Origin of the sequence: Micromonospora sp. HM5-17 (assembly GCF_003762835.1) — a bacterium.
GTDB lineage: Bacteria > Actinomycetota > Actinomycetes > Mycobacteriales > Micromonosporaceae > Plantactinospora.
Genome location: NZ_RJWA01000003.1, coordinates 131,651 through 157,232 on the forward strand (window position 1 = coordinate 131,651; position 25,582 = coordinate 157,232).

A 25,582-nucleotide genomic window follows, 5' to 3' on the forward strand; every position below is an offset into this window, starting at 1 on the left:
ACCCGAGAACCCGGGCCGGTACCGCCGGCCCGAACTCCGCGCCCCGGACGAGAGCGCGGAGGTCGGGCGTCTGGTTGTGCCTACTCCAGGGCTTCCCGGGAGACACCGTCGATGGTCCGGCGGGGACGTGGCGGCTGGCGCGGCGGGTCGACCTCGGAGAACCGGGTCGAGCCGGCGGAAAGGTCCGGGTGCTCCACCTCCAGGGCGATCGCCGCCGCCTCCTCCAGGGTCAGCTCGGCCCCGGCGGCGTACGCGGCGTCGAAGGCCGCGTCCCCGAGCGACGCCCGCAGCGCGGCCTGCTCCTGCATCCAGTACGCGCCGAAGGTGCCCGGCGCGAAGTGCATCGTCGAGCGGGTGAGCTGTGCCGCGCCGAAGAGCCGGGCCGCCGTCCTCGGGTCGCCGCCCCGCGCGCAGCGCACCGCGATCGCGTTCACGGTGTCGCAGGCGCGGGCGAGATAGCCGTAGCTCATCCGGGACCGCAACGCGACCACCAGGTGGTCATGCGCGGCGACCAGATCGCCCCGGGCCAGCGCCACCATGCCGAGCAGCATGTCGACCCGGCGTTTGCCCCGCTCGGTCGGCTGCGCCGCCTCCAACGGCCGGGCCGCCGCCAGCAGCTCGGCCGCCTCGTCGAGCGCCCGCCGCCGCCACAGCAGCTCGGCGAGGCTGTAGATGGCGAGCAGCGCGTCCCCGGCGACCCCCTCGGCCTCGGCCCGCGCGATCACCTCCCGGCAGACCCGCTCGGCCTCGGCGAGCTGGCCCATGTCCACCAGCGGGGCGGCACGTCCAGCCAGCACCCGGACCAGTAGTCCGGCGTCGCCAACCCGTCGGGCGACCGACTCGGCCTGTTGCGAGAAGCGCAGCTCCTCGGCGAACTCGCCGTCCGCGCCGGCGTGCCGGGAGTGCATGAGGTACGTCGCGGCCAGCTCCGCCTCGGGGATCTGCTCGCCGGTTTCGGCGATCCGGCTGTAGAGCCGGAACAGCCAGAGCCGTCCCTCCCGGGCCAGCCCGCGCTCCCGCCACCACTCGTCGAGCCCGCTGGCCAGTTGCAGCCCCTGCCGGGCGCTGCCGCCGGTCACCGTCCAGCGCAGTGCGGCGCGCAGCTCGTCGGCGAGCGGGTCGAGGGCGTACAGCGACAGCGTCACGGGTCGCCCGTCCGGCCCCAGGTACGCCCGCTGCACCGCGTGCAGCGACCAGGCCACGTGCCGGTCCCGAGCGGTTTGCTCCTCTCCCGCGTCGACCAGCCGACGTGCCGCGTACGCCCGGATCGGGTCCAGCATCCGGTACGTGCTGCCGGAGACGTTCGGCTCGGCCTGGATCATCGACTTGTCGACCAGCACCGAGAGCGGATCGAGCGCGTCGTCGTCGATGAACCACTCCACGGTGGCAAGGTCGACCGGCCCGGAGAAGACCGCCAGCCAGCGCAGCAGCCGCGCGGCCCGGGGGCCGAGGGTCCGGTACGACCAGGTGACCGTCGCCTGCATGGTGACGTGCCGCTGCGTGGCCGTCCGCTGTGCGGCCCGGACCTCGGCTGGCGGTGCCGTGCCCTTCGCCGCCGCCGCCAGGTCCACCGTGTCGGCCTGGTTGGCGATCCACCGCCCGTTCGGCGTCGGGGCCGGCTCCGCGTCGTCGTGCCCGGCGTCCAGCGCCCCGAGCACGTCGTCCAGCCGCTCGGCGAGCTGGCTGGCGCTCAGCACCCGCAGCCGGGCGGCGGCGAGTTCGATCGCCAGCGGCAGCCCGTCGAGCCGGGTCACCACCCGTTGCAGGTCGGCCGACTCGGCGGGGCTGGCGCGCCGGCCGCCCCGGGCCGCGGCCGTGCGGTCCAGCAGCAGCGTCACCGCCTCGCTCGGGCCGCCGCCGGGCGCCGGGTCGACGGAGAGCGGCGGGATCCGCCAGACCACCTCGCCCGGCAGGCCGAGCGACTCGCGGCTGGTGGCGAGGACGCGTACCCCGCTGCCCCCGGAAAGAAGCCTGGAGATCACCTCGGCGCAGGCACCGGGCTGGGCGTCGCAGGTGTCGAGCAGGACCAGCATCCGTCGGGAGGCGGTGAACTCGACCAGGGTCTCCAGCATCGGCCGGCCCGGTTCGGGACGCAGCCCGAGCACCGCGGCGACCGCGAACGCGACCAGGCCCGGGTCGGTCACGGTGGCGATGTCGACGAACCAGACCCCGTCCGGGTAGGACTCGACCAGGTCGCCGGCCAGCTCGACGGCGAGCCGGGTCTTGCCGGCGCCGCCGGCCCCGACCACCGTCACCAGCCGGTGCTCCCGGATCAGCCGGTCCAGCTCGGCCCGCTCGGCGTTGCGGCCGACGAACGAGGTGACCTGGGTCGGCAGGTTGTGGGGGATCGCGTCGGCGGTCCGCGGCCGCGGGAACTGGCGTTCCAGCCCGGGGGCGACGAGCTGGAAGAGGCGTTCCCGGTCGTCGAAGCCGCGCAGCCGGTGCAGACCGAGGTCGAGCAGCGTGGCGCCGGGAGGCAGCGGCGCGGCGTGTCGGGCGGTTGCGCCGGAGCAGAGCACCTGGCCCCCGTGCGCGGCGGCGGCGATCCGCGCGGCCCGGTGTACCTCGGCGCTGGCGTACTCGCCGGCGTGCGGCTCGGCGTGGCCGGTGTGCAGCCCCATCCGGACCTTGGGCGTGGCCTCGGGGGTCGGCCAGTCGTGGCTGTTCAGGGCCCGCTGGGCGGCCAGTGAGGCGTCGAGCGCGGCCGAGGCGTCGGCGAAGGCGATGAAGAACGAGTCGCCCTCGGTGAAGAGCTCGGTGCCGTCACTGGCCGCCAGGGTGGCGCGCAGCAGGCGTCGGTGTTCGCTGAGGACCGGACGGTAGCCGGGGCCGAGCATCTGGGCCAGTCTCGTGGAGCCCTCGATGTCGGTGAACATGAACGTGACCAGCCCACTTGGCAGGTGGATCCGTGCTGACATGCCTGGAACCTCCCGCCCCCTGGAAGTCGCGTTCATGCTGTCGCATATTTATGTCCCGGCCCATCGTAGGAACGGACGGGCGAGTCCGTACCAAGGTGCTAACCGCCACGTGCACCGCGAAAACGACATCCCGGTCGTGAGTGTTCCTCACTGAACCTTCTTCGTCTCTCCTGCGGTCCGGCGGTCCCGCATGGTCGGATGCGTGGGGTGGGTGCCGCGCAGTCCGTGAGAAAGGTTCACTGTCCGGTGGGGAGGGGGCCCGTCCCGGACAGACCGACGGCCGGCGGGATCAGCAGCCGCAGGCGCCGCCGCAGCACCCGCCGCCGCCCGACGCGGCCGGGGCCGTGCTCGACCCGTCGCCGCGGCCCGTCACCGCGACCGTCGACAGTAGCTTGACCGTGTCGTCGTGGCCCTGCGGACACAGCGCCGGCGCCGAGGATTCGACCATCGGCCGGTTGATCTCGAACGTGTCGCCGCACGCGCGGCATCGGAACTCGTACCGGGGCATGTAACCAGGGTACGACCAGACCTGACGTTCGTCGGTCGATGGGTAATACTCGACGGGTGGCGGATCCGGAGATCTCGACCCCCCGACCCCTGCGTCCCGCCGCGCCCGCACTGGCCGGACCATTGGCCAGCTCGGGTGCCGCTCCGGATTCGGCGTTCGCGCCGGAACCGGTGACCGTGCCACGTCCCCGTACCGCCCCGGACGGTGCCTCGGCCACGTCCCCGGCCGACACGCCCGAGTCCGCCTCGCCGGCGACTCCGGTCGACGCCGGGACGGTGCCGGCCGATGGCCAGGCGGCACCCGGCGCGGGCTCCGACGGACCGGATACGTCGGATAGTTCGGGTGGGTCGGACAACACCGACGGATCAGGCGACACAGGCGAACCGAGTGACGCAGGCGGATCGGGCGACACCGGTGGATCGGGAGGCGCCTCGTCGACGACGGCGACCCCCGTCGACCTCGACGTGCCACCGTCCGGGCGGACGCGGCGGTTCCGCGTCCGCTTCGCGCACGCGGCCCGGCGCTGGCCGTCGCCCCGGAGGGCGGCCGTCGGCGCCGCCCGGGCGGTTCGGGACTGGTCCCGGCGCCCGAGCGGCCGGCTCACCCTTCCCGCGCTGCTGCTCTTCACCCTCGTCGCGGGGACGGGGACCGCGGGAGCCGTCCTGGTGCCGGCGGCGGGGCGTACCCCCGAGGCGGGCGCGACGACGAGCCCGGCGGCGCCGTCGCCGCAGGCCACCCTCCCCACCGCCGCGCCCGGCGGGTTGCCGGCCTCGCCCTCGCCCAACAGCACGACCCCGCCGACACACCCCTGGACGGGTGACGGGCCCACCCACACCCTGGCCGGCTGGGCCGCCCAGATCGGGGGGCGGCTGGGCATCCCGCAGGTGGCGATGCAGGCGTACGGCTACGCCGAGCTGCAGCTCAGCCAGACCACCCCCGGCTGTCAACTGCGCTGGACCACCCTCGCCGCGATCGGGTTCGTGGAGTCCGCCCACGGAACCGTGAACGGCTCCCGGCTCACCGCGAGCGGGGTGGCCGAACCGGAGATCTTCGGGCCCGCGCTGGACGGCAACGGCGACCGAAAGCGCATCACGGACACCGACGACGGTCGGCTCGACAAGGACACGACGTACGACCGGGCGGTCGGCCCGATGCAGTTCATCCCGACGACCTGGGCGACGTACGGGGCCGACGCCGACCTCGACGGGGTGAAGAACCCGCAGGACATCGACGATGCGGCGCTGGCCGCCGGTAACTATCTGTGTAAGGACGGGCGCAACCTGTCCGTCGGCTCGGACTGGTGGAACGCCATTCTCTCCTACAACAACGTGCAGTCCTACGCTCAGTCGGTCTTCGACAAGGCCAACCAGTACGGGGTGGACAGCAGAACCTAGCGTAATGGTCCCCGCACATTGCAGAACTGGGCACTTTCGCGCGGCTCCGGTTGACGGCAAGCTAGACGGGTGATGGTGCGCGAGTGGGATCCTCGGACCGCTCCGGCCGCCGAGATCGAGTCGTTCCTGGACACGATCAACGCGGCCTTCGCGGCCGACCTGCCAGACGACCCGCTGTGGGAGAACGGCATGCTCCGGGAGTACCTCAGCGAGGTCATGCCCGGGGAACGCCGGATCTCCTGGATCATCCAGGACGAGCCGTCTCCGGACGGGAAGCCCGGCCGCATCATCGGGCACACCCACGTCCTGCTCCTCGGTGACATCGGCGTGGTGGAGGTGCTGGTGCACCCGAGCGCCCGCCGGCGTGGTCTCGGGCGCAAGCTGATCGCCACGGCGGCCCGCCGCACGTACCAGGAGGGCTTCCGGTTCATCGGGGTCGAGGTGGTCGGCGACACCCCGGCGGTCGGCTTCTACGAGGCGCTCGGCTTCACCCAGGAGTACATCGAGACCCGCAGCGTGCTTCGCCTGTCCACCGTGGACTGGAACGCGCTGGCCGAGATGTCCCGGGGCATCGCTCCCGGCTACCGCCTGGAGTTCTTCCCGGGTGGACCGCCGGAGGAGCTCATCGAGGCGTACGCGATGGCGAAGGCCGAGGCCCGGGTCGACGACGGCGACCTGGACCTGCGGCCGAGTTCGTGTGACCCGCAGCGGCTGCGGGACAGCCTGAACTGTCTACACCGGCGCGGCATGAAGCCGTACATCGTGACGGCGATCGAGGAGAAGACCGGCGTGGTGGCCGGGCTCACCGAGGTCGTCGTGCCGGCCCAGCACCCGACCCGGGCCGACCAGTACGACACCATCGTCGGCCAGGCCCACCAGGGCCGCGGTATCGACCGGGCGATGAAGGCGCGGATGCTCTTCGAGCTGCGTACGGCGGAGCCGAAGCTCGCCGAGGTGCAGACCTGGAATGCCCAGACCAACGAGGCGATGCGGGCGGTCAACGCCGACCTCGGGTTCCAGGCCGACCGGCAGTGGTTCGAGTACGGTGTCGACGTCGCGGAGCTGGTGCACCGTCTCGACGCCGCCAACCACGCGAACAGGTCGGCGAGGCCGACCGCCTGACCGGGGCGCGAACGGCCTCCGGACCCGCCCGGACCGCTCCGGTCGTGTGTCGGCTCAGTACCGGTCGCGGAGCATCCGGGCGGCCTCGACCGCCCAGTAGGTGAGGATGACCTGGGCGCCCGCCCGGCGGATCGAGGTCAGCGTCTCCAGGATCGCCCGGTCCCGGTCGATCCAGCCGTTCGCGGCGGCCGCCTCGACCATCGCGTACTCGCCGGAGATCTGGTACGCCGCGACCGGGACGTCGACCTCGGCCCGGACCGCCGCGACCACGTCGAGGTACGGCAGGGCGGGCTTGACCATCACCAGGTCGGCCCCCTCGGCGACGTCGAGACGGACCTCCCGAAGCGACTCCCGCAGGTTCGCCGGGTCCTGCTGGTAGGTGCGCCGGTCGCCCTGGAGCGACGACTCCACCGCGTCCCGGAAGGGGCCGTAGAACGACGAGGCGTACTTCACCGCGTACGCCAGGATCCCGGTGTCGGTGTGCCCGGCGGCGTCCAGGGCCCGCCGGATCGCCCCGACCTGGCCGTCCATCATCCCGGAGGGGCCGAGGAGGTGCGCCCCGGCCTCCGCCTGGGCGACGGCCATCTCGGCGTACGCGGTCAGGGTGGCGTCGTTGTCGACGGTCCCGTCCGGCGCGAGCAGCCCACAGTGCCCGTGCGAGGTGAACTCGTCGAGGCAGAGGTCGCTCATCACCACGGTGGCGTCGCCGACCTCGGCGACCACGTCCCGGATCGCCACGTTGAGGATGCCGTCCGGGTCGATCCCGCCGGAACCGGTCTCGTCCTTCCGCTCCGGCACGCCGAACAGCATGATGCCGCCGATCCCGGCGTGTACCGCCTCGGCCGCTGCCTTGCGCAGCGATTCCCGGGAGTGCTGCACCACGCCCGGCATCGAGGCGATCGGCCGAGGCTCCGTCAAACCCTCCTTGACGAACATCGGCAGCACCAGCTCGGACGGGGCGAGCCGGGTCTCCTCAACGAGCCGGCGAATCGCGGCGGAACGCCGCAGCCGGCGCGGACGGACCTCCGGGTAGGACATGGGGACTCCTCCGTGGCGCTGTCGGAAACCGGGACGGATCGCCACGACGCCGGGCACCGACGCCGGGCTATCCCGCCCGGGCGGGCGGAGCGGACTACCGGAACCGCAACGCGGTCGGGCCCTGCACCTTCGAGCCCCGCCGCTGCTTCGCCGGCATCGCGGCCAGTTTCTCCCGCAATTCCACAGCGTACGCCGCGAGCGCCTCGACCAACTCCGGTACCGAGGCGTGGGCCGGCTGAGCGTCCACCCGAAGGCCGAACTCGGTCGCGGTCTCGGCGGTCTTCGGGCCGATCACCGCCACCACGGTCCGGGCGTGCGGCTTGCCGGCGATGCCGACCAGGTTCCGCACCGTCGAGGAGGAGGTGAAGAGGACCGCGTCGAACCCTCCGGACTTGATCGCGTCGCGGATCTCGGCCGGCGGCGGCGCGGCCCGGACGGTCCGGTACGCGGTGACGTCGTCGACCTCCCAACCCCGTTCGGTCAGCCCGGCGGCCAGCGTCTCGGTGGCGATGTCGGCCCGGGGCAGCAACACCCGGCCGACCGGGTCCAGGACCTCGTCGTGTGGCGAGAACTCGGCCAGCAGGCCCTCCGAGGTCTGCTCCCCGGACGGGATCAACTCGGGCTGGATGCCGAAGGCGCGAACGGCGTCGGCGGTCGCCTCGCCGATACAGGCGATCTTGACGCCCCCGAAGTGCCGGGCGTCCAGGCCGTGCTCGGCGAACTTTTCCCAGACGGCCCGGACGGCGTTCACCGAGGTGAAGATCACCCATGCGTAGCGGCCGTCGACCAGGCCCTTCACCGCCCGCTCCATCTGGGCCGGGGTCCGGGGCGGTTCGACCGCGATGGTCGGTACCTCGCACGGAATGGCGCCGTACTCGCGCAGCCGGGCGCTCATCACCCCGGCCTGCTCCTTGGTCCGCGGGACCAGCACCTTCCAGCCGTACAGTGGGCGGTTCTCCCACCAGCTCAGCTTGTCCCGGTGCGCGACGCCGGCGCCGAGGGTGAGGACCACCCGGCCGGTGAAGCCGAGCGCGGCGGCGACGAAGCTGTCCACGGTCGAGGTGGTGGTGTACTGGGTCTCGCCGGTGCCGTCGCCGGTCACCGCCACCGGGGTGGCGCCGTCGACGCCGACCGCGAGCAGCCCGTCCCGGACCGCGGCGAGGTCGCCGGCGTCGACCGCCAGGGCCAGCGAGCCCCGGTTGACCGCCGCGGCGAGCGCCTCGAAGTCCACCGCGGTGACGTCGTCGATGTCGGCGGCGGTACGGATCCCGTGCAGCGGGACGCCGGCGTACGTGGCGACCCCCTCGGCCTGCCCGACGCCGGGCACCACCTCGAACGGTACGGCGGTCCGGGCGACCGCCTGCACCTCGGTGACCACCGCCTCGTGACCGAACGGGTCACCGGCGATCAGGTGTACCGCGCTCAGCCCGGAGCGGGCTGCCGAGAGCAGGACCTTCGCCACGTCGCCCGGCGCTCCCTCGGCCGGGCTGAACTGGGCGTCCTCCTTCGCGTCCGCCCTGACGGCGGCGAGCAGCGCCTCCGGGACGCTGCGGTCGTATATCACCTGGTCGGCGTGGACCAGCGCGTCGTACGCCCGTCGGGTCAGCAGACCCGGGTCGCCGGGTCCGGCCCCGACGAACGCGATGCGGCCTGCGGGCTTACGGGTGCCGATCATGTCTGTGCTCCAAAATGCTGGGTCCCCGGCCCCGAATCGGTGGGCGTGCCGAGGATCGAGTCGGCGCCGAGGTCGAGGAGGTCGGCGGCGAGGGCCTTGCCGATCTCCGTCGCCTCGGCGGGCGTACCGGTGCGGGACAGCCGGAGGTCGCGGGTACCGTCCGGGCTGATCACCGCCCCGCGCAGGTAGATCTCGTCGCCGCCGCCGGCTCCGGAGGCGTCCGGTTCGCCTTCGGCGACGACCGCGAACGCGGCGACCGGGGCACTGCACCCGGCCTCCAGGGTGGCGAGAAACGCCCGCTCCGCGGTGACCGCGGCCCGGGTGGGGGGATGGTCGAGCACGGCCAGCAGCTCGACCAGCTCCGAGTCGTCGGCCCGGCACTCTACCGCCAACGCGCCCTGAGCGGGCGCGGGCAGCATCATCATCGGGTCGAGAGTCTCGGTGATCTCCTCGGCGCGGCCGAGCCGGATCAGCCCGGCCCGGGCCAGCACCACGGCGTCGAGGTCCGCTTCGGGGCCGCGTACCCGGGCCAGCCGGGTGTCGACGTTGCCCCGGATCGGCACCACCGTCAGGTGCAGGCCGAGCGCGTGCAACTGGGCGATCCGGCGCAGCGCCCCGGTGCCGACGGTGGCCCCGGGCGGCAGCTCGGCCAGGGTACGGCCGTCCCGGGTGACCAGGGCGTCCCGCGGATCCTCCCGAGGGGGTACGGCGGCGATGTGCAGCCCCTCCTGACCGGCGGTGGGGAGGTCCTTGTACGAGTGGACCGCGAAGTCGATCTCCTTGGCGGCCAGGGCGTCGCGCAGCGCCGAGACGAAGACACCGACGCCGAGACGGTGCACCGGGGCGTTCGACCGGTCGCCGGCCGTCACGACCTCGACCAGCTCGACCGGACGGCCGGTGGCGGCCGTCAGCGCCTCGGCGACCTTCCGGGACTGGGCGAGCGCCAGCGCGCTGCCGCGGGTGCCGAGCCGCAGCACTCCCGTGCTCCCGCTCATCGTTCTCCTCCGGGGTGCTGTCGGGGTACGGCGGGCCGGGCGGCGGGGCCGGTGGCGCCCACCGGTCCGGAGGCCGGACCGCCGGCCTTCGGCGGGCGGGCCGACGCTTCGGCGAGCCCGGACGCGGCCAGTCCGGATGCGGCGAGCCCGGACGCGGCCAGGGTGGGGACGGTGTCGGCCGGCGAGGCGGCCGGCACCTCCAGGTCGAAGAGTTCGCGCAGCAGCGCGGCGTACTGGTCGCCGCCGGGTTCGGCGGCGAGCTGGCGTACCCGCACGGTCGGCGAGTGCAGCAACCGCTGTACGACCCGGTGCACCGTGTGGCTCACCTCGGCGCGCTGCTCGTCGGTCAGCTCGGGCCGGCGGTGGGCGAGGCGGCGCAGCTCGGCGGTGACCACCTCGTCGGCCCGGGCCCGCAGGGCGGCGACGGTCGGCGCCACGTCGGCGCCGCGCAGCCAGGAGAGGAACGACTCCACCTCGGTGGTGACGATCTGGGTGACGGCCGCGGTGTCGGCGGCGGCCGGGCCGGTCGGCTGGGCCGCGGCCAGGCCGTCGATGTCGATCACCACGGCGCCGGGGAGCTCGGCGACCGCTGGTTCGACGTCCCGGGGCACCGCGAGGTCAAGCAGGACCAGTGGGGCGCTCCGCCGACCGGCGCGCTCGGCCAGGGCCCGGGCGACCGTCTCCCGGGTGAGGACCGGTTCGATCGAGGCGGTGGCGGCGACTACTATGTCCACTGTGGAGAGTGCGTCGACGAGTTCGGCGATCGGCACGGCGGTGGCGCCGTACGCCTCGGCCAGCCGGTGTGCCCGGTCGGCGCCCCGGTTGCTGACCGTCACCGGGCCGGCGCCGCGCCGCGCGAGGGTGGCGACCGCCAGCGCACCCATCGAGCCCGCCCCGACCACCAGGGCGGGCCGCCCCTCGATGCCGTCGGGGAAGTGGGTCGCGGCCAGGTCGAGCGCGGCGGTGACCACACTCTGCCCGGCCCGGTCGATGTCGGTCTCGGCGTGAGCGCGCTTTCCCACCCGCAGGGCCTGCTGCATCAGCTCGTGCAGCAGCCGTCCGGGTGCGTCGGCCTCGCTCGCCACGTGGTAGGCGTCCCGGAGTTGGCCGAGGATCTGCGCCTCGCCGACCACCATCGAGTCGAGCCCGGCCGCCACCCGGAAGACGTGCTCGACGGCGGCGCCGTCGTAGTGGACGTACAGGTGGTTGGCGAGATCGGCCGGAGTGGAGCCGGCGTGCCCGGCGAGAACGGCGCAGATGTCGCCCAGCCCGCCGTGAAAGCCGGAGACGGCGGCGTAGACCTCGACCCGGTTGCAGGTCGAGACGACGACCGCCTCGCCGACGTACGGCTGTTGGAGCAGGCGACGGAGGATCGCCGGCAGGTCTCCGGAGGCGACCGACAGCCGCTCCAGGACGGCGACCGGTGCGGTGCGGTGCGAGGCACCGACGACGAGCAGGTTCATGAGCCGATCGCCTCCGTGTTGGTGGACCGGAGCGGCCCGGTGGGGGTGGCCGTGGGCGTGCTGGTGGGGGTGGCCTCGGAGGTGCCGGCCGCCGCGAGCCCGCCGGGCAGCGCGGTCAGTCCGGTGGCCGGCGGGGCCGGGGACGTCTCCGAGCCCGGCTCGGGCGGCTCCGCCGCGGTCGGCAGGCCGGTCAGCGCCGCCTTGCGGTGTTCGTGGAAGGAGAGGATCTGGAGCTCGATGGCGAGGTCGACCTTGCGTACGTCGACGCCGTCCGGCACCGACAACACACAGGGCGCGAAGTTCAGGATGCTGGTCACGCCGGCGTCGACGAGTTGGTCGGCGACGCTCTGCGCGGCGGTGGCGGGAGTGGCGATCACGCCGATCGTGATCGCCTCCTCGGCGACCACCCGGGGCAGGTCGTCGATGTGTCGGACGACGAGGCCGTTGATCTCCTCGCCGATCCGGGCCGGGTCCGCGTCGAAGAGGGCGGCGATCCGGAAGCCGCGGCTGGCGAAGCCCGCGTACCCGGCGAGGGCGTGACCGAGGTTACCCACCCCGACCAGGGCGACCGCCCGGCGTTGGGTCAGCCCGAGCACGAACTCGATCTGGTCGATCAACAGGGCGACGTCGTACCCCACGCCCCGGGTGCCGTACGACCCGAGCTGGGAGAGGTCCTTACGGAGCTTGGCGGAGTTCACCCCGGCCGCCGAAGCCAACTCCTCGCTGGAGACCGTGTCGTTACCGGTTTCGGCGAGGTGGTGCAGGGCACGGAGGTACTCGGGGAGCCGGGCGACCGTCGCCTCAGGGAGATCCGGGAGCGCCGGCACGGCATCGGCGCGGCCGGGCGTGCCTGCAGGGCGGTGCTGACTCATGCGACTCCGTGCCATGCGATCCTCGACCAGCCGGAGCGGCCGGTCGTACCGGGGCACCCGCTGGCGACCGCTGTGACCGGTTGTGCTAGCAGGGCTCGTCGGAGTAATAGAGTAGGCGCTTGTGAAGACACGCACAAATCGCGATCTTGGTAGATCGCGATAACACCTCACCTGGGCCTCCCAATACCCGATCAGATCCTCGCGCCTCGCCGACCCGCTCAGCGATTATTGCCTAAGTCCGACTTATCTGCCCAACTCGCCGCGGTGGCCGGCCTGGTCACCGCCCTCGTCGACGCCGCCGGGCGGATCGCAACCGGCGTGGCAATCATCGGAGCCGACAGATTCCGGCCTCCCGCGGATCCCTCCTTCCCGGCGATTCCGCCGCCCGACGCATTTCACCAGGGAGGGCGGGAATGCGAGGAATCCCCCGGCGAGCCACGGCCGTGGGTGGGGGCAGCCCTACCGTGGATTGGCCAGCCGATGGGATGGGAGCCGACCACGCCGATGCCTAGCGTCGAGGACATGACCACTACCGCCGCCGTCGGCGTCCCGGCCGAACCGACCGCCGGGCGCGGCACACTACGCCAGCTCGCCATCGACTCGGGTTACGTACTCCTCGGCTTCCCCCTCGCCCTGGTGAGCTTCGTCATGGTCGCCTTCGGGTCCGCCCTCGGACTCGGGCTGGCGGTGACGGTGATGGGGCTGCCGATCCTCGCCGGTACGCTCTACGCCGCCCGCCGCCTCGCCGACATCGAACGGGGTCGGATGTCGGTGGTGCTCCGGCAGCCCCGGGTACGGCCCACGTACCGGACCGCCGGCCCGAACGCCGGCACCTGGCGGCGTATCCTGACGCCGATCGGCGACGCCCAGTCCTGGCTCGACCTGGCACACGGCTTCGCCGCGCTCGTCGTCTCGGTGCCGGCCTTCGGCATCACGTTGCTCTGGTGGACCGGCGCCGTCGGCGGCTCGCTCTACTGGGCGTACGACTGGGCGATCCCGAGCAGCCCGGACGGCCAGGGGCTGCCCGACCTGCTCGGCCTCGGCGACTCCGCCGTCGCCCGGATCGGGCTCAACACCGCCCTCGGCGTCTTCTTCCTGATCACCCTGCCGCTGGTGGTCCGCGGCTGCGCCCTGATGCGGGCGGGACTCGCCCGCACCCTGCTCGCCGGCGTCGCCGAGATGCGCAACCGGATCACCGTGCTGGAGGAGCAGAGGCGGGCCGCCGTCTCGGCGGAGGCGACCGCGCTGCGCCGCCTGGAGCGGGACATCCACGACGGGCCACAACAGCGGCTGGTCCGGCTCGCCATGGATCTCAGCCGGGCCCAGCACCAGCTCGCCACCGATCCGGAGGCGGCCCGGCAGACCCTCGACGAGGCGCTGACCCAGACCCGGGAGACCCTCGCCGAGCTGCGCGCCCTGTCCCGGGGCATCGCGCCGCCGATCCTGGTCGACCGGGGGCTGCCCAGCGCCCTGGCCGCGCTCGCCGGGCGTGGCGTGATCCCGATCGAACTCACCGTCGACCCGGAGCTCGGCACCCCGGGCGGGCGGCTCGACCCGGCGGTGGAGTCGACCGCGTACTTCGTGGTCGCCGAGGCGCTGGCGAACGTCGCCAAGCACAGCCGGGCCCGCGAGTGCTGGGTCACGGTGGTCCGGGAGCAGGGGACGTTGCGGATCACCGTGCTGGACGACGGCGAGGGCGGTGCGCACGTCGCCAAGGGCCACGGCCTCGCCGGGCTCGCCGACCGGGTACGCGCCAACGGGGGCACCTTCACCGTGCTCAGCCCGGTGGGTGGGCCAACCGAGATCCGGGCCGAACTGCCGTGCTGAGGCGGGACTGCCGTGCTGAGGCGGGCGCTGGCGGCGCCGACGGCGCCGGGATGGTAGACAGCGGTATGCGCGTGGTAATCGCCGACGACGCCGTCCTGCTCCGGGAGGGCCTGGTCCGGCTGCTGAACGAGCACGGCCACGAGGTCGTCGCCGCGGTCGGTGACGGTGAGGCGCTGGTGGAGGCCATCGTCACGCACCGCCCCGACGTCTCCATCGTCGACGTACGGATGCCGCCGTCGCATACCGACGAGGGCCTGCGGGCGGCGGTGGAGGCCCGGCGGCGGGTGCCGCGGACGCCGATCCTGGTGCTCTCCCAGTACGTCGAGGTGTCGTACGCCGACGACCTGCTCGCCACGGTCCGCCCGACCGGCACCTCCAGCGGCGGGGGAATCGGATACCTGCTCAAGGACCGGGTCTCGGCGATCGACGAGTTTCTCGACGCGGTCAACCGGGTCGCCGCCGGCGGTACGGTCCTCGATCCCGAGGTCGTCGGTCAGCTCCTCGTCCGGCGTCGTCGCGACGACCCGCTGCGCCAGCTGACCCCCCGGGAACGCGAGGTGCTCGGACTGATGGCCGAGGGCCGGTCCAACACGGCGATCGCCCGGGCGCTGGTGGTGAGCGACGGCGCCGTCGAGAAGCACGTCCGCAACATCTTCACCAAGCTCTGCCTCCCGCCGGACGAGGAGCAGCACCGCCGGGTGCTGGCGGTCCTCGCGTACCTGCGCGCCTGACCGGCGTCGGCCCGGGCGACCGGCGGGTACCGCTCAGTCCAGTTCGGCCGCCAGTGCGACCGCCTCGGTCAGCGAGTCCGCCACCGGCCAGCCGGAGGCCCGGAGCCGGGCCGGGTCGGTGATGCCGCCCGTGTAGAGGACGCAGCGGGCGCCGACGTACGCGGCGGCCTCGGCGTCGTCGATCGAGTCGCCGATCAGCACGGTCGACCGCCCCTCGACGCCGACGGCGGCCAGGTGTCGGGCGAGGTGGCTCGCCTTCCGCCCTCCGCCAACCCCGGCGCGCAGCCCGTCGATCCGCCGGAAGTGCGGGGTGAGGCCGTACCGGTCGACGGTCGGGACGAGCTCGTCGTGGAACCACATCGACAGCAGGGACTGGGATCCGTGCCAGGACCGCAGCGCAACGGCGGCGTCGGCGGTCAGGGTGCACTCCGCCAGCCCGAGCCGGTACGCCTCGTGGAAGAGCTTGTCGAGCCGGGCGAACTCCTCGGCGTCCAGCATCCGACCGAGGACCTCGGCGTAGTAGTCCATGATCGGGCGGCGGTACTGCGTCCGGTGCTCCTCCACGGTGATCACCGGCCCGCCGACGGCGGCCAGCACGGCGTTCGTGGCGGAGACGACCAGGTGCAGGTCGTCGAGGAGGGTGCCGTTCCAGTCCCAGACCAGGTGGTCGCGTCCACGGGGCATCCGAGCACGATACGTCGCCACGCGCGACCGGCGGGGCATCGACCAAGCCGCTATGTGACAGATCACCGGGCCGGCGAACCCCTCGGCGCCGGCCCGGCCACGCGCGGCCACCACGCCGGCCACCCGCGGCCACCGGGCCCGCCTCCGGCGGGCGCGGCCAGCCCGCCCGGCCTCGGCTCACCCGCCACGGCACCGGGTCGACGGTTGGCGGGCCGCGGTCAGCCGCGCGGCGCGGTGAGGTCGCGGATCAACCGCTCCTCCTCGACCCGCCAGTAGCCGTGCTCCCGGCCGTCGAGCAGGATGACCGGAAGCCGGTCGCCATAGTCCCGCTCCAGCTCCAGGTCGCCGGTGACGTCCACCTCGGTCCACCGGTCGCCGGTAACCGCCACCACCCGCGCCATCGCCTCCCGGGCAACCTCGCAGAGGTGACAGCCGGGTCGGGTGATCAGGGTCAGTCGCGGCTCATCCGTCCCCACTGCCCGTTTCCTCCCGGAATGTCGACGTCGTACCCTGCCGATCGCCGAGGACGGCAGGGGCGCCACGAACTCTATCCCGCTCGGACGCGGGTACCGGGGCAGGTGCCGGGAGGGACGTCAGCCGGGCCCGTCGGCCCGCCGGTGGCGCCCTGAGGCGTGGCGCAGCACGGCGCGGGATCTGGGCGCCCGGGCCGCCGGCCGGCGCCCATTCGGACCGACGGGGGCCGGCGGCGGGTGGTGTGCACCTCGGACAGTGCCGACGGGCCGCCAGCCTCCCCTGCCGGCCACGTCCCGTGCCGGCTCCCGTTCTGACCTCGTTCCGATCAGGACGGACGTGCCGGAGTCGGAGTGTCACCGCGACGTTGTCGGCGAACTGGTCGAGCTCGGAACTGGAGCCTGTTCGGGGCCGCCGTCTGTCCCGGCTGGAGACGTGGAAGTTGCGACCCGCTGGGGCGCGTTCGTGGAAGTTGCTCGACTTCGCCGGCGGTGCGCGGTACGGTCCACGAGACCGTAACGGCATTCGCGATTTCCCGCGTCTGCTTGGCACGGTCCACAGACACCCGAGCCGACGCCTATTAGCACAAACCGCAGCGGCACGCCAAGCGCGCGCCGCCTATTGGCGTTTCTTGGTGTTTTCCCTGCTCAGGGCGGTCCCGAGTCGACTGTCTGGCATCCGACAACGCACAACTGGTGCGGCCCGAACGGGTGGCTTTCGGGAAATACTTTGGCTCTGTGTAACGGACTCGCCGCACATGGGTGACGTTGGCCCCTATCATCACTCGGGTCGGCTCACCCCTTTTGCCGTGAGTCGACACCCCTCAGCCCGAGGAGGCCGCCGTGCCTGTAAGAGCACAGCACCAGCAGCTGTGGGGCGTGTGCCGTGGTACGGCGCACCCCGGATCTGCCGTGCCGGATCGCGCCGTCCGTGGCGCACGTACGGCCACCACCGTGGCCGGGCCCGGGCTACGGGTCCCGCGGTCGCGGGCGGCCGGGGAGGTCCAGTGAGCACCTACGGATACGTCGACGGGGAGCCTGTCGGCCAGATGCGGAACGCCCGGCACGCCCTCACCGAAGGCCTGACCCGGCTTGGCCTGGCCGTGAACGACATGCTGAGCCTCGCCGTGCGGGGCGACGGGGGGTCGAAGCGGACCAGGAGTCGTCCGCACCATCCGAACGAGACGCCGGCCCGGCAGGGCGGGCCGGGTGGGAACAGCCGGCAGGTGGGTGGGCGGGTGGCCAGCCCGGCCCGCCCCCCGATGCCGGCGCAGCCCGGTGCCGGGCAGCCGCCGGGCGGTGGCGTTCCCGAGCCGGACGACGTACCCCCGGGGTCGGAGGGTGAGCGTCCCGAGTCGATCAACCCGAACACCGAGACGGCCGTCCTGCCGGTGGTCCCCGCTGGGGCGTCCACATCGGGCCGCCCCGGCGGCGCCGCGCCCGGCCACCCCGACCGGCCGGACCCGTCCGACCCGGCCCGCGAGGTCTGGGCCCTGGTGGAACGCGCGCAGGCGGGCGAGCCCGAGGCGTTCGGCCTGATCTACGACCGGTACGTAGACACTGTCTTCCGGTTCGTCTACTTCCGGGTCGGCAACCGGCAACTCGCCGAGGACCTCACCTCGGACACCTTCCTCCGCGCTTTGAAGCGGATCGGCAGCTTCACCTGGCAGGGCCGGGACCTCGGTGCCTGGCTGGTGACGATCGCCCGGAACCTGGTGGCGGACCACTTCAAGTCCGGCCGTTACCGGCTTGAGGTTACAACGGGTGACGTGTTAGACGCGGATCGTGAGGATCGTGGCCCGGAGGGGAGCCCCGAGGCGGCCGTGGTCGAGCACATCACCAATGTCGCGTTGCTGACCGCCGTCAAGCAGCTCAACCCCGAGCAGCAGGAGTGCATCGTGCTCCGGTTCCTCCAGGGCTTCTCCGTGGCCGAGACCGCCCAGGCGATGGGGAAGAACGAGGGAGCGATAAAGGCGTTGCAGTATCGGGCGGTCCGGGCGCTCGCCCGGCTGCTGCCGGACGGGTTCCAGCCGTGAGGCGGGTTCACCACTCCGGCCGGGCGGCCGTGATCCCCTTCACTCTTCGTAATTTCTCCACGCGGCGGGCCGTAACCGGCCCGCCCCACCGAACGTTTGTCCCGGTGCGACCGGTGGATGCCCGGGCCCCGCCCGGACCGGCCGGTCGGACAGCTGCTCCGACCGTCGTAGTCTGGCTCTGACCCAGCGCCATCGTCGCACCGGGACGGCGACGACGCCGACCGAAGCGTCGCGACCAGCGAAGGGAGGTGTCGGCCGTGGGTTGGAACGCGTTCTACCGTCAGCGGGCGGAGCGCTTCGCGCAGCTGCTCGAGGAAGCCAACGGTGGCCGCCGCCACCACGTCCGGTCCCGCGTCGACAGCGACCTCGCCCAACCGCTGGCGATCGGGCAACGGCTCCGGAGCATGCAGTCCGCGGTCGAGGTTGATCCCGACTTCCGTGCCAGCCTGCGGGCGATGCTGGTCGCCACCGCCGAACGGGAGGGGATCGGCGCCACCGCCAGTGACGGACCGCTCGGTGACGAGGAGATCGCTCCCGCCGCCGCGGCGCGGGGATTCCGCGCCACCCGTCCGTCGGCGCCCCGGACCCGGGCCCGGGCGCGGGGTGCCATCGTCGTCGGCGTCGCCGTCGGCGCGATCGCGGTCTCCGGGATGGCCGCCGCCAGCGAGCACGCCGTCCCCGGGGACGCGCTCTACGGCATGAAGCGGCACACCGAGCGGGCCCAGCTCGCCCTGGCCAGCTCCGATCTCAGCCGGGGTCAGCTCTTCCTCGACTTCGCCCGAACCAGACTCGCCGAGGCCACCGCGCTGGGTAGTCGAAGCGTCGGGTTCTCGGCCGTCCTCGACGACATGGACGCCGACACCCGGCAGGGGATCCGGCTGTTGACCACCGCCGCGGCGCAGCGCCGGGATCCGGCGGCGCTGGACGCCGTCGACGCCTTCCTCGCCGACCAGCGTCCGCGCCTCGTGGCGCTGGGGGACCGCGCCAGCCGGGCCGGGCGGGACCGAACCGCCGAGTCGATCACCCTGCTCGACACCGTCCAGCGCAGGGCGGACGCGCTCCGTGCGGCCCTGGCCTGCGGGGTCGGGACGACGGGTCGGGCCGACTCCTTCGGCCCGCTGCCCCGAACCTGCCCGGTCGGCCGGGGTCCGGGCACCACCACTCCGGCGAACCCGTCGGCCTCCGAGGGGACCGGCGTCCGTACCCCGACCGAGTCGCCGCGTACGCCGGAACGGACCGCTCCATTCGACGTACCCGAGCCGACTCCCAGCTCCGACCAGCCACCGGTCCGGGAGAAGCCGACCGGTTCACCGGCACACCGCAGCGGCGGCTGACCGGGCCGCGCCTGTACGGCCGCTCGGGCGACCACGGGTACGGCGCCGCCGGCCTTCGCTACCCTCGCTGATGTACGCGCGAGCGAGGAGGTCCCTGCGTGGCCCGCACCCGCAAGGTGACGGTCGGCACCGGAGCGACGGTCAGCACCGACGAGGACGGACACACCACGGGCTGGGCGGCCACCGGAGCGGCGGGTGTCCCGCCCGCCCCGGCCGATCCCCGGGCCGCCGCCTTCTTCGACGTCGACAACACGATCATGCAGGGCGCGTCGATCTACTGGCTCGCCCGTGGCCTGGCCGCGCGGAACTACTTCACCACCAGGGACCTCGCCCGGTTCGCCTGGCAACAGCTGCGGTTCCGGGTCCTCGCCACCGAGCACGCCGGCAGCATGTCGCGGGCGAAGGAGGTGGCGCTGGCCTTCGTCGCCGGCTGGCGGGTCGAGGACGTCGAACGACTCACCGAGGAGATCTTCGACGAGCTGATGGCGCCGCGGATCTGGCGGGGGACCCGGGCCCTGGCCGAACAGCATCTGGCCGACGGCCAACGGGTCTGGCTGGTCACCGCCGCCCCGGTGGAGATCGGCCGGGTCATCGCCGCCCGGCTCGGGCTGACCGGCGCGATCGGTACGGTCGCCGAGATCCGCGACGGGGTGTACACCGGGCGGCTGGTCGGCGACCTGATGCACGGCACGGCCAAGGCGGACGCGGTGACCCAGCTCGCCGCCGCGGAGGGGCTGGACCTGTCCCGCTGTGCCGCCTACAGCGACTCGAGCAACGACCTGCCGATGCTGTCGACGGTCGGCCGGGCGGTGGCGATCAACCCGGACAGCGCGCTGCGCCGTACCGCCCGGGAGCGGGGCTGGGCAGTCTACGACTTCCGGACCGGCCGCAGGGCGGCCCGGATCGCCGTACCGTCGGCCGCGGGGCTGCTCGCCGGCGTCGTCACCGCGGGCCTGGCGTTGCGCCGCCGGCGGCGGACCGAGTGAGCCACCGACCGGCTCGGCCACCGGCCGGCCCGGCCGCCGGGGCGGTCAGGGGCCGAACGGATCGGGGCGCCGTTCCAGCAGCTCGTGCAGCTTCTGCTGGATCGTCTCCCGCACCTGATCCGCGAGGTTGAAGACGACCAGCGGATCGTCGGCGGAATCGACCAGGTGGGCGGTGGGGATCGGTGGGCAGAACTCGATCAGCCACTTGCTGGGCAGCGGCACCACCCCGAGCGGGCCGAGCCACGGGAACGTCGGCGTCACCGGGAAGTACGGCAGCTTCAGCAGCCGGGCGAGCGGCGTGATGTTGGCGAGCATCGGGTACGTCTCCTCGGCACCAACGATCGCCACCGGGATGATCGGCGCTCCGGTACGGAGTGCGGCGGAGACGAAGCCGCCTCGCCCGAACCGCTGCAGCTTGTAGCGCTCCGAGTAGAGCTTGCCGACCCCCTTGAAGCCCTCCGGGAAGACGCCGACCAACTCGCCCCGGCCGAGCAACCGCTCCGCGTCCGGGTTGCAGGCCATGGTGCCACCGGTCTTGCGGACCAGTTCGGAGACGAACGGCATCCGGAAGACCAGGTCGGCGCCGAGCAGTCGCAGGTAGCGGTGGGTGGGGTGGACGTCGTGCAACACCGCCGCCAGGACCAGCGCGTCCAGCGCCACCGTGCCGGAGTGGTTGCCGACCACCAGACCGGAGCCCTCGACCGGCAGGTGCTCGGCGCCGGTCACCTCGGTGCGGAACCAGTCGCGGTAGAGCACCCGCAGCAGCGGCTGGAAGACCTGCTCGGTCAGCTCCGGGTCGAAGCCGAACTCGTCGATCTCGTAGCGGCCGGAGAGCCGGCGGCGCAGGAACGCCAACCCGGCGGCGACCCGCCGGTCCCAGACGTCGCCCGGTTCGTCGGCGACGGCCGGCTCGCGCGGGCCGGGCCGGGCCGGGCGGCCGACCGGGTCGACCCGGTGCACGTTGGCCTCGGCTCCGGCCGGCTCCTCAGCCATCGATCCGCCCGCCTCGCTGGCCGACCCGCTCCCGTACCGCGGCCCGGGTCCGCCGGATGCCGTCCAGGATCGCCTGTTCGGCGCGGTGCAGCCGCTCGGGGCCGAGCGGGGCCGGGTCCCGGTGCCCCTGGACGAAGTCGTCGAAGGCCGCGGCGGTGGAGCGCGGGGTGAATCCGTACTCGCGGGTCAACCTGGTGGTGTCGACAACCCGGCCGTGCACGAAGAGGTCGACCTGGTCGAGGCCGTACCGCCCGAAGCCGAGCGCCCGGGCGATCCCGGCGGCCCCGGAGAGCCCCGGCTCCACCACCGGGACGGCGATCCGGCCGGCCCGGCGGATCGCCTGCGAGAGCGCGAGCACCCCCGGCCCGGCGACGTTGTACGTCCCGGGGTGGTCGGAGACGACCGAGCGGTAGAGGATCTCCAGCGCGTCGTCGACGTGCACGAACTGCAACCGCGGGTCGCGCCCGAGCACGGTCGGTACGACCGGCTGGGCGAAGTAGCGGGTCAGCGTGGTGTTCGCCCGCGAGCCGATGAACGGCGCGAACCGCAGCACCGTGGCGACGACGTCCGGACGGCGTCGCCGGAAGCCACGGACGTACCCCTCGATGTCAAGGATGTCCCGGGCGAAGCCGCCACGTGGCACCGCGCGTGGCTCGGTGTCCTCGGTGAAGACCGCCGGATCCCGGAACGACGCGCCGTAGGCGGCGGTCGAGGAGCGGACGACCAGCTTGCGCAGCCGGGGCGCCCGCTGGCAGGCGGCGAGCAGCTGCATCGTGCCGATGACGTTCTGCTCCTTCATCGCCGCCCGGCCGCCCTGGTGTGGGTCGGGCGCGGTGATCAGGTTGAGGTGCACGACGGCGTCCGCGCCGAGGTCGTCGACGACGCTGCCCACGGCTTCGGCGTCGGCCCGCACCCGCTCCACGCCGTCGAGCAGCGAAGCGAGTTCGGGGGCCGGGTCCAGCGCGTCGAGCCCGATCACCCGGTCGATCCGGTCGTCGGCGACGAGCCGGGCCGCGACGTGCGCGCCGAGGAAACGGCTCACCCCCGTCACCACGACGACCCCCGGCACACCAGGGGTGCTCCCGGGGGTCACCTCGTGCTCCGTCCACGCGGACCCGGGACCGGCCCGGACCGCCGCGACGTCGTCACGTGGGGCCTCCTCCAGGTCGACAGCTGACCGGCGTCACCGTTGGCCGGGCCGAGGCCCGGCCAACGGTCACTTGCCGAGACGGCGACGCTGGACGCGGGTCTTGCGCAGCAGCTTGCGGTGCTTCTTCTTCGCCATGCGCTTGCGGCGCTTCTTGACCACCGAGCCCATACGACAGCCCTTCTGATGCATGCGGGTCGGACCGGAGCCACCCCGCGGGTGTAGCCGGTAACCGAGCGGGACAACGGACCGGGCCGGCACGGTCTGGCGCCTTCCACACCGGCACATGGCCACGGGCCGCAGTCCAGCGTAGTCCTCGGCTGTCGGCCGGCCGAACGCGCCCCCGGGTTACCGGTCCGGGTCGTCGGACCCGTCCGTGGGCCGGGGCCGGTGCTTCGGCTCGGTCAGTCGTCAGGCGGTCTGCTGAAAGGCGCCGCGCAGGTACTCGTGGACGGCGTGCTCGGGTACCCGGAACGACCGCCCGACCCGGACCGCGGTCAACTCGCCGGAGTGTACGAGTCGGTAGACGGTCATCTTCGACACCCGCATGAGCGTCGCCACCTCGGCGACGGTCAGGAACCTGACCTCCGGCAACCGGCCGTCGGACTGTGGTGATCCTGCCATGGCTCACCAACCCATCCCATTCCCCGGCGCGTACCGCCCGGTCGGAGGCTTCCGCGCCGCGACGGCTACGCGCGTGTTACCAGTACGGTAACGGGACGGCTGTGACCGGCGCGATCCCTTCGGGCATTTGATCATAAACGCCGGTCGCCGTGGCGGGCGGGAAACGGCGTTCCGGCGCCCCGGCTGGCTCGGCCGGGTGCGGCGTCCGGTGGCTCCGGCGGCGCCACCGGAGCCACCGGACGGGTGCCCCGTTCGCTTCCGGACGCGAGGGCGGGGCTCCGCGCTGGGAGCGGGATCTACTATCTCAGGCCGCCAACCCGGCGGCGGCACGACCCTGGTCAGGTGGCGGTCTTGCGGACGTACGCGACGCACTCGTCGTGCAGCGTCGACCAGTCCGCCCCGAACGCCTCGCGGGCGGCGTCCTCCTCGGATCTGCCGTCGTGGACCACGAGCGCGAAGAAGCGGAGCACCTGCGCCTCCCCGAACCGGTCGGTCAGGTGCCGCACGGCGAGGAAGCCGACTCCGTAGGCGGCCCCCACGCGCCAGTCGGGGGCGTTCCCGGTCGGCATCACGTCGTCGAGTTCGCCGTTCCAGCCGCCGTCGACGAGGCGCTCGACCAGGGGGAGTGAGGCGTAGCGGCTGACCGGCCGTCCGGCCGCCGCCGCGTTCTCCGCGAGCCCTTCCACCAGCCACCACGCGTCGCCGTCGGTCCGGGTGGTCCCGGAGAGCGAGGCGGCGTGGGTCAGCTCGTGGCGGAGCAGTTCGCCGTGGTCGCCGTCGCGGAGGCTGGTGGAGTTGAGGACCACGTCGTACTGGCCGGCGCCGAGCGAGACGGCGTAGCCGGCGGTCCACTCCGCCCGGTCTCCGCCGTACCACCGGTTCCACTCGTTCGGGCCCGCGTAGAAGATCCGGTATCGATCGGGCGGCGAGCCGTCCGCGGCGTACCGGTCCGCGACCCGGGCCGCCTGCTCCCCCTCGCGCAGCAGCTCCGGCAGCCGGTCCCGGAAGGCCCGCGGAGCGGCGACCAGCACCCGCTCGCCGACCGAGGCGACCAGTTCGTCGGTTTCCCACGGCCGCGGCCGGTCACCATAGCCCGCCGGCTCCTCGACGTTGATCAGCCGCAGCTGTCCGGCGGCGTTCCGCCAGCGCAGGCCAAGAGAAATCTCGATCGGCTCGCACTCCGGCAGCACGAAGCAGTGGCGGATCCGGATCTCGGACCGCCACTCGCCGGGCTCGTGCAGCCGGACGAGCTTGCCGCGCATCTCCGGCTGCCACCGGGTGACCTTCATCGCGCGGAGGGTCCGGAACTGGCGACGCAGGTCGCGTGCCATCGGCGAGTTCGGCTCGGCGACCGCGAGGTAGCCGCTCTCGTCGCCGGCGAGCAGCGCGCTCGCCTGCCTGGCGAGGAGTTCGGTCACCCGCTCGCCGAGCCAGTCCCGCTCGACCGTGGGCGGGTCACCCGGCTTGGGGCTCGGCGCTCCGGAACCGGCGCCGGTACCGGGGGCGGGGGCGAACCGGTCGAAGGCGAGCACCCCACCGACGACCGGCGCCCCGCAGCAGAGCAGCGCCAGAACCATCCCCAGGCTGACCCACGGCCACAGCCGGGCGTCCCGGCGTGGGCGGCGGACGGCCCCGGACGGTCCGTAGCCGGGCAGCGGGTAGGCGGTGACCGGGACAGCGGTCACCACCGGCGGTTGGTGGGTGGCGACCGGGTCGGCGTGTCCCGCAACGGTCGGCACCGAGCCGGGGGCCACCGGGTCGGCCGCGCCTGACGACCGGCTCGCCTCCGCGCCACCGGGAGCTGCCCACCCGGGTTGCTCCGGGCCGCCTCCGCCTGGTTGGCCGACGGGCCAGCCGTCGTGGCCGCCCGTCCCGGGCCGTCCGGCGGAATGCGGATGCCCGGGGGCCATGTCGTCACCGCCCGCGCGGCGGGAGTCGGTGTCCCCGTCAGTCACGGCCGGGAGCGTACGACCCCGCGTCCAATAACGCGAAACCGGAGACGGTCGGGCGGCGCAGCCGGAACCACCACGTCACCGTCAGCCCACGCGGCGGGCCGGAAGCGGCTTCGGGCCGAGGATCCCGTCAGCTCCACAGTGGATCCCGGAGTCGGTGGAGCCGGCGGCCACGAGCCAGGACCGCCCGGCCGAGGCGAGTACGAGCGCGGACGGCACCACCGCCCCCGACACGCCGGCGAGGGTCACCATGGGGCCGGCCGAGGACGGCAGCACGGCCAGCAGGACCCCACACGTCAGGGTGAGGGTGACGACCACCGCGGTGAACAGGGCGGTCACCCGTACCACCACGGGACCGACCCAGGCATGCCGCAGGCCGTGACGCAGCAGGACGATCGGGATCAGGGCGGCGAGGAGGGCCAGGCCGCCGAACACGTCCGTCGCCCGGGCCAGCCACAGGTAGCCGGCGTCCGGCTCGCCCGCGCCCCAGAACGCCCGCCAGCCCCCGAGCCGGCCGACCAGCGCCGCCGCGCCGTACTGTGCGGCGAGGACGACCAGGAGCAGCAGCGCCGTGCGCCGGCCGTGGATCATGGCCAGCACCTCCTGAAGGCCCGCCGCGATCCGGCGGGCCGAGCCGAACTCCCGGACGGCCGCCTTTCGCGCCTCTGCCGGGGCGAGTCCGCCCTGCTGATGACTGTCCGCGGCGTCGAGCAGGGCGGCCCGGATCTCCGCCAGCATGTCCGCGCGGACCCGGGCCGAGCCCCGCAGCTCGGCGCCCACCGCCGAGACGTAGTCGTCGATAGCGTCCGGCAC

19 protein-coding genes and 3 pseudogenes are annotated in these 25,582 nt (G+C 73.5%); 7 read left to right on the forward strand and 15 right to left on the reverse strand.

Going from position 1 to position 25,582, the window contains the following annotated elements; all coding sequences use genetic code 11:
- Nucleotides 1–80: 80 nt before the first annotated feature.
- Nucleotides 81–2,918 carry an adenylate/guanylate cyclase domain-containing protein gene (locus EF879_RS10005; RefSeq protein ID WP_123557184.1) on the reverse strand — a complete coding sequence of 946 codons (2,838 nt, stop codon included), beginning with the start codon at nucleotides 2,916–2,918 and terminating at the stop codon, nucleotides 81–83.
- Between the two features lie 289 nt (nucleotides 2,919–3,207).
- Nucleotides 3,208–3,426: a zinc ribbon domain-containing protein gene (locus EF879_RS10010; protein ID WP_123557186.1), complete on the reverse strand. Its 219-nt coding sequence runs from the start codon at nucleotides 3,424–3,426 to the stop codon at nucleotides 3,208–3,210.
- 38 nt (nucleotides 3,427–3,464) lie between these two features.
- Here EF879_RS10010 and EF879_RS10015 point away from each other — a divergent pair, with 38 nt between their 5' ends.
- On the forward strand, nucleotides 3,465–4,820 hold the full coding sequence (locus tag EF879_RS10015; protein ID WP_123557188.1) for a lytic transglycosylase domain-containing protein: 1,356 nt from the start codon (nucleotides 3,465–3,467) through the stop codon (nucleotides 4,818–4,820).
- 72 nt (nucleotides 4,821–4,892) lie between these two features.
- A complete protein-coding gene (locus tag EF879_RS10020) occupies nucleotides 4,893–5,942 on the forward strand; it encodes a GNAT family N-acetyltransferase (RefSeq protein ID WP_123557190.1) in 1,050 nt (349 codons plus the stop codon).
- Between the two features lie 54 nt (nucleotides 5,943–5,996).
- Here the strand turns inward: EF879_RS10020 and hemB are convergent, their stop codons facing one another.
- The 5 genes and pseudogenes from hemB to EF879_RS10045 form a co-directional block, all read right to left on the reverse strand.
- The gene (gene hemB, locus EF879_RS10025) at nucleotides 5,997–6,980 is read right to left on the reverse strand and encodes a porphobilinogen synthase (protein ID WP_123557191.1); all 984 of its coding nucleotides are present in this window, start codon (nucleotides 6,978–6,980) and stop codon (nucleotides 5,997–5,999) included.
- Between the two features lie 94 nt (nucleotides 6,981–7,074).
- On the reverse strand, nucleotides 7,075–8,655 hold the full coding sequence (locus EF879_RS10030) for a uroporphyrinogen-III synthase (RefSeq protein ID WP_123557193.1): 1,581 nt from the start codon (nucleotides 8,653–8,655) through the stop codon (nucleotides 7,075–7,077).
- The gene (gene hemC, locus EF879_RS10035) at nucleotides 8,652–9,650 is read right to left on the reverse strand and encodes a hydroxymethylbilane synthase (RefSeq protein ID WP_123557195.1); all 999 of its coding nucleotides are present in this window, start codon (nucleotides 9,648–9,650) and stop codon (nucleotides 8,652–8,654) included. Before hemC ends, EF879_RS10030 begins: the two co-directional genes overlap by 4 nt.
- 164 nt (nucleotides 9,651–9,814) lie before the next feature.
- Nucleotides 9,815–11,113 (reverse strand): annotated as a pseudogene (locus EF879_RS10040) (glutamyl-tRNA reductase); the annotation flags it as partial.
- Nucleotides 11,114–11,175: 62 nt separating this feature from the next.
- Nucleotides 11,176–11,985, reverse strand: a pseudogene (locus EF879_RS10045) (redox-sensing transcriptional repressor Rex); the annotation flags it as partial.
- 522 nt (nucleotides 11,986–12,507) lie between these two features.
- Between EF879_RS10045 and EF879_RS10050 the strand changes: the two are divergent.
- Nucleotides 12,508–13,812: a sensor histidine kinase gene (locus EF879_RS10050; RefSeq protein WP_123557199.1), complete on the forward strand. Its 1,305-nt coding sequence runs from the start codon at nucleotides 12,508–12,510 to the stop codon at nucleotides 13,810–13,812.
- A gap of 65 nt (nucleotides 13,813–13,877) precedes the next feature.
- Nucleotides 13,878–14,543 (forward strand): response regulator transcription factor, encoded by a 666-nt coding sequence (locus EF879_RS10055; RefSeq protein ID WP_123557201.1) that lies wholly within the window; start codon nucleotides 13,878–13,880, stop codon nucleotides 14,541–14,543.
- 33 nt (nucleotides 14,544–14,576) lie between these two features.
- Here EF879_RS10055 and EF879_RS10060 read toward each other — a convergent pair whose 3' ends face one another.
- Entirely contained in the window at nucleotides 14,577–15,227 is a 651-nt protein-coding gene (locus EF879_RS10060) for an HAD family hydrolase (RefSeq protein ID WP_123557203.1), read from the reverse strand.
- Between the two features lie 218 nt (nucleotides 15,228–15,445).
- Nucleotides 15,446–15,703: a glutaredoxin family protein gene (locus EF879_RS10065; protein WP_123557204.1), complete on the reverse strand. Its 258-nt coding sequence runs from the start codon at nucleotides 15,701–15,703 to the stop codon at nucleotides 15,446–15,448.
- Nucleotides 15,704–16,809: 1,106 nt separating this feature from the next.
- On the opposite strand from EF879_RS10065, the gene EF879_RS10070 reads away from it, so the two are divergent.
- The 3 genes and pseudogenes from EF879_RS10070 to EF879_RS10080 all read left to right on the forward strand — a co-directional run bounded on the left by EF879_RS10070 (nucleotide 16,810) and on the right by EF879_RS10080 (nucleotide 20,053).
- Nucleotides 16,810–17,733 (forward strand): ECF subfamily RNA polymerase sigma factor, BldN family, encoded by a 924-nt coding sequence (locus EF879_RS10070; RefSeq protein WP_233604421.1) that lies wholly within the window; start codon nucleotides 16,810–16,812, stop codon nucleotides 17,731–17,733.
- Between the two features lie 248 nt (nucleotides 17,734–17,981).
- Nucleotides 17,982–18,869: pseudogene (locus EF879_RS10075) on the forward strand (DUF5667 domain-containing protein); the annotation flags it as partial.
- A gap of 296 nt (nucleotides 18,870–19,165) precedes the next feature.
- Nucleotides 19,166–20,053 carry an HAD family phosphatase gene (locus tag EF879_RS10080; RefSeq protein WP_123557209.1) on the forward strand — a complete coding sequence of 296 codons (888 nt, stop codon included), beginning with the start codon at nucleotides 19,166–19,168 and terminating at the stop codon, nucleotides 20,051–20,053.
- A 45-nt stretch (nucleotides 20,054–20,098) separates the two neighbouring features.
- On the opposite strand, the gene EF879_RS10085 is transcribed toward EF879_RS10080, so the two are convergent.
- The 6 genes from EF879_RS10085 to EF879_RS10110 form a co-directional block, all read right to left on the reverse strand.
- Nucleotides 20,099–21,046 carry a lysophospholipid acyltransferase family protein gene (locus EF879_RS10085; protein ID WP_123557211.1) on the reverse strand — a complete coding sequence of 316 codons (948 nt, stop codon included), beginning with the start codon at nucleotides 21,044–21,046 and terminating at the stop codon, nucleotides 20,099–20,101.
- Complete coding sequence (locus EF879_RS10090; RefSeq protein WP_123557213.1) at nucleotides 21,039–22,139, reverse strand: NAD-dependent epimerase/dehydratase family protein; 1,101 nt, start codon at nucleotides 22,137–22,139, stop codon at nucleotides 21,039–21,041. Before EF879_RS10090 ends, EF879_RS10085 begins: the two co-directional genes overlap by 8 nt.
- A gap of 123 nt (nucleotides 22,140–22,262) precedes the next feature.
- Nucleotides 22,263–22,364, reverse strand: a complete 102-nt coding sequence (locus EF879_RS10095) for a 30S ribosomal protein bS22 (RefSeq protein ID WP_007465623.1) — start codon at nucleotides 22,362–22,364, stop codon at nucleotides 22,263–22,265.
- A gap of 240 nt (nucleotides 22,365–22,604) precedes the next feature.
- Nucleotides 22,605–22,817 carry a helix-turn-helix domain-containing protein gene (locus EF879_RS10100; RefSeq protein ID WP_123557215.1) on the reverse strand — a complete coding sequence of 71 codons (213 nt, stop codon included), beginning with the start codon at nucleotides 22,815–22,817 and terminating at the stop codon, nucleotides 22,605–22,607.
- A gap of 338 nt (nucleotides 22,818–23,155) precedes the next feature.
- On the reverse strand, nucleotides 23,156–24,505 hold the full coding sequence (locus tag EF879_RS10105; protein ID WP_233604365.1) for a basic secretory family protein: 1,350 nt from the start codon (nucleotides 24,503–24,505) through the stop codon (nucleotides 23,156–23,158).
- Between the two features lie 348 nt (nucleotides 24,506–24,853).
- Nucleotides 24,854–25,582: a permease prefix domain 1-containing protein gene (locus EF879_RS10110; RefSeq protein ID WP_123557217.1), complete on the reverse strand. Its 729-nt coding sequence runs from the start codon at nucleotides 25,580–25,582 to the stop codon at nucleotides 24,854–24,856.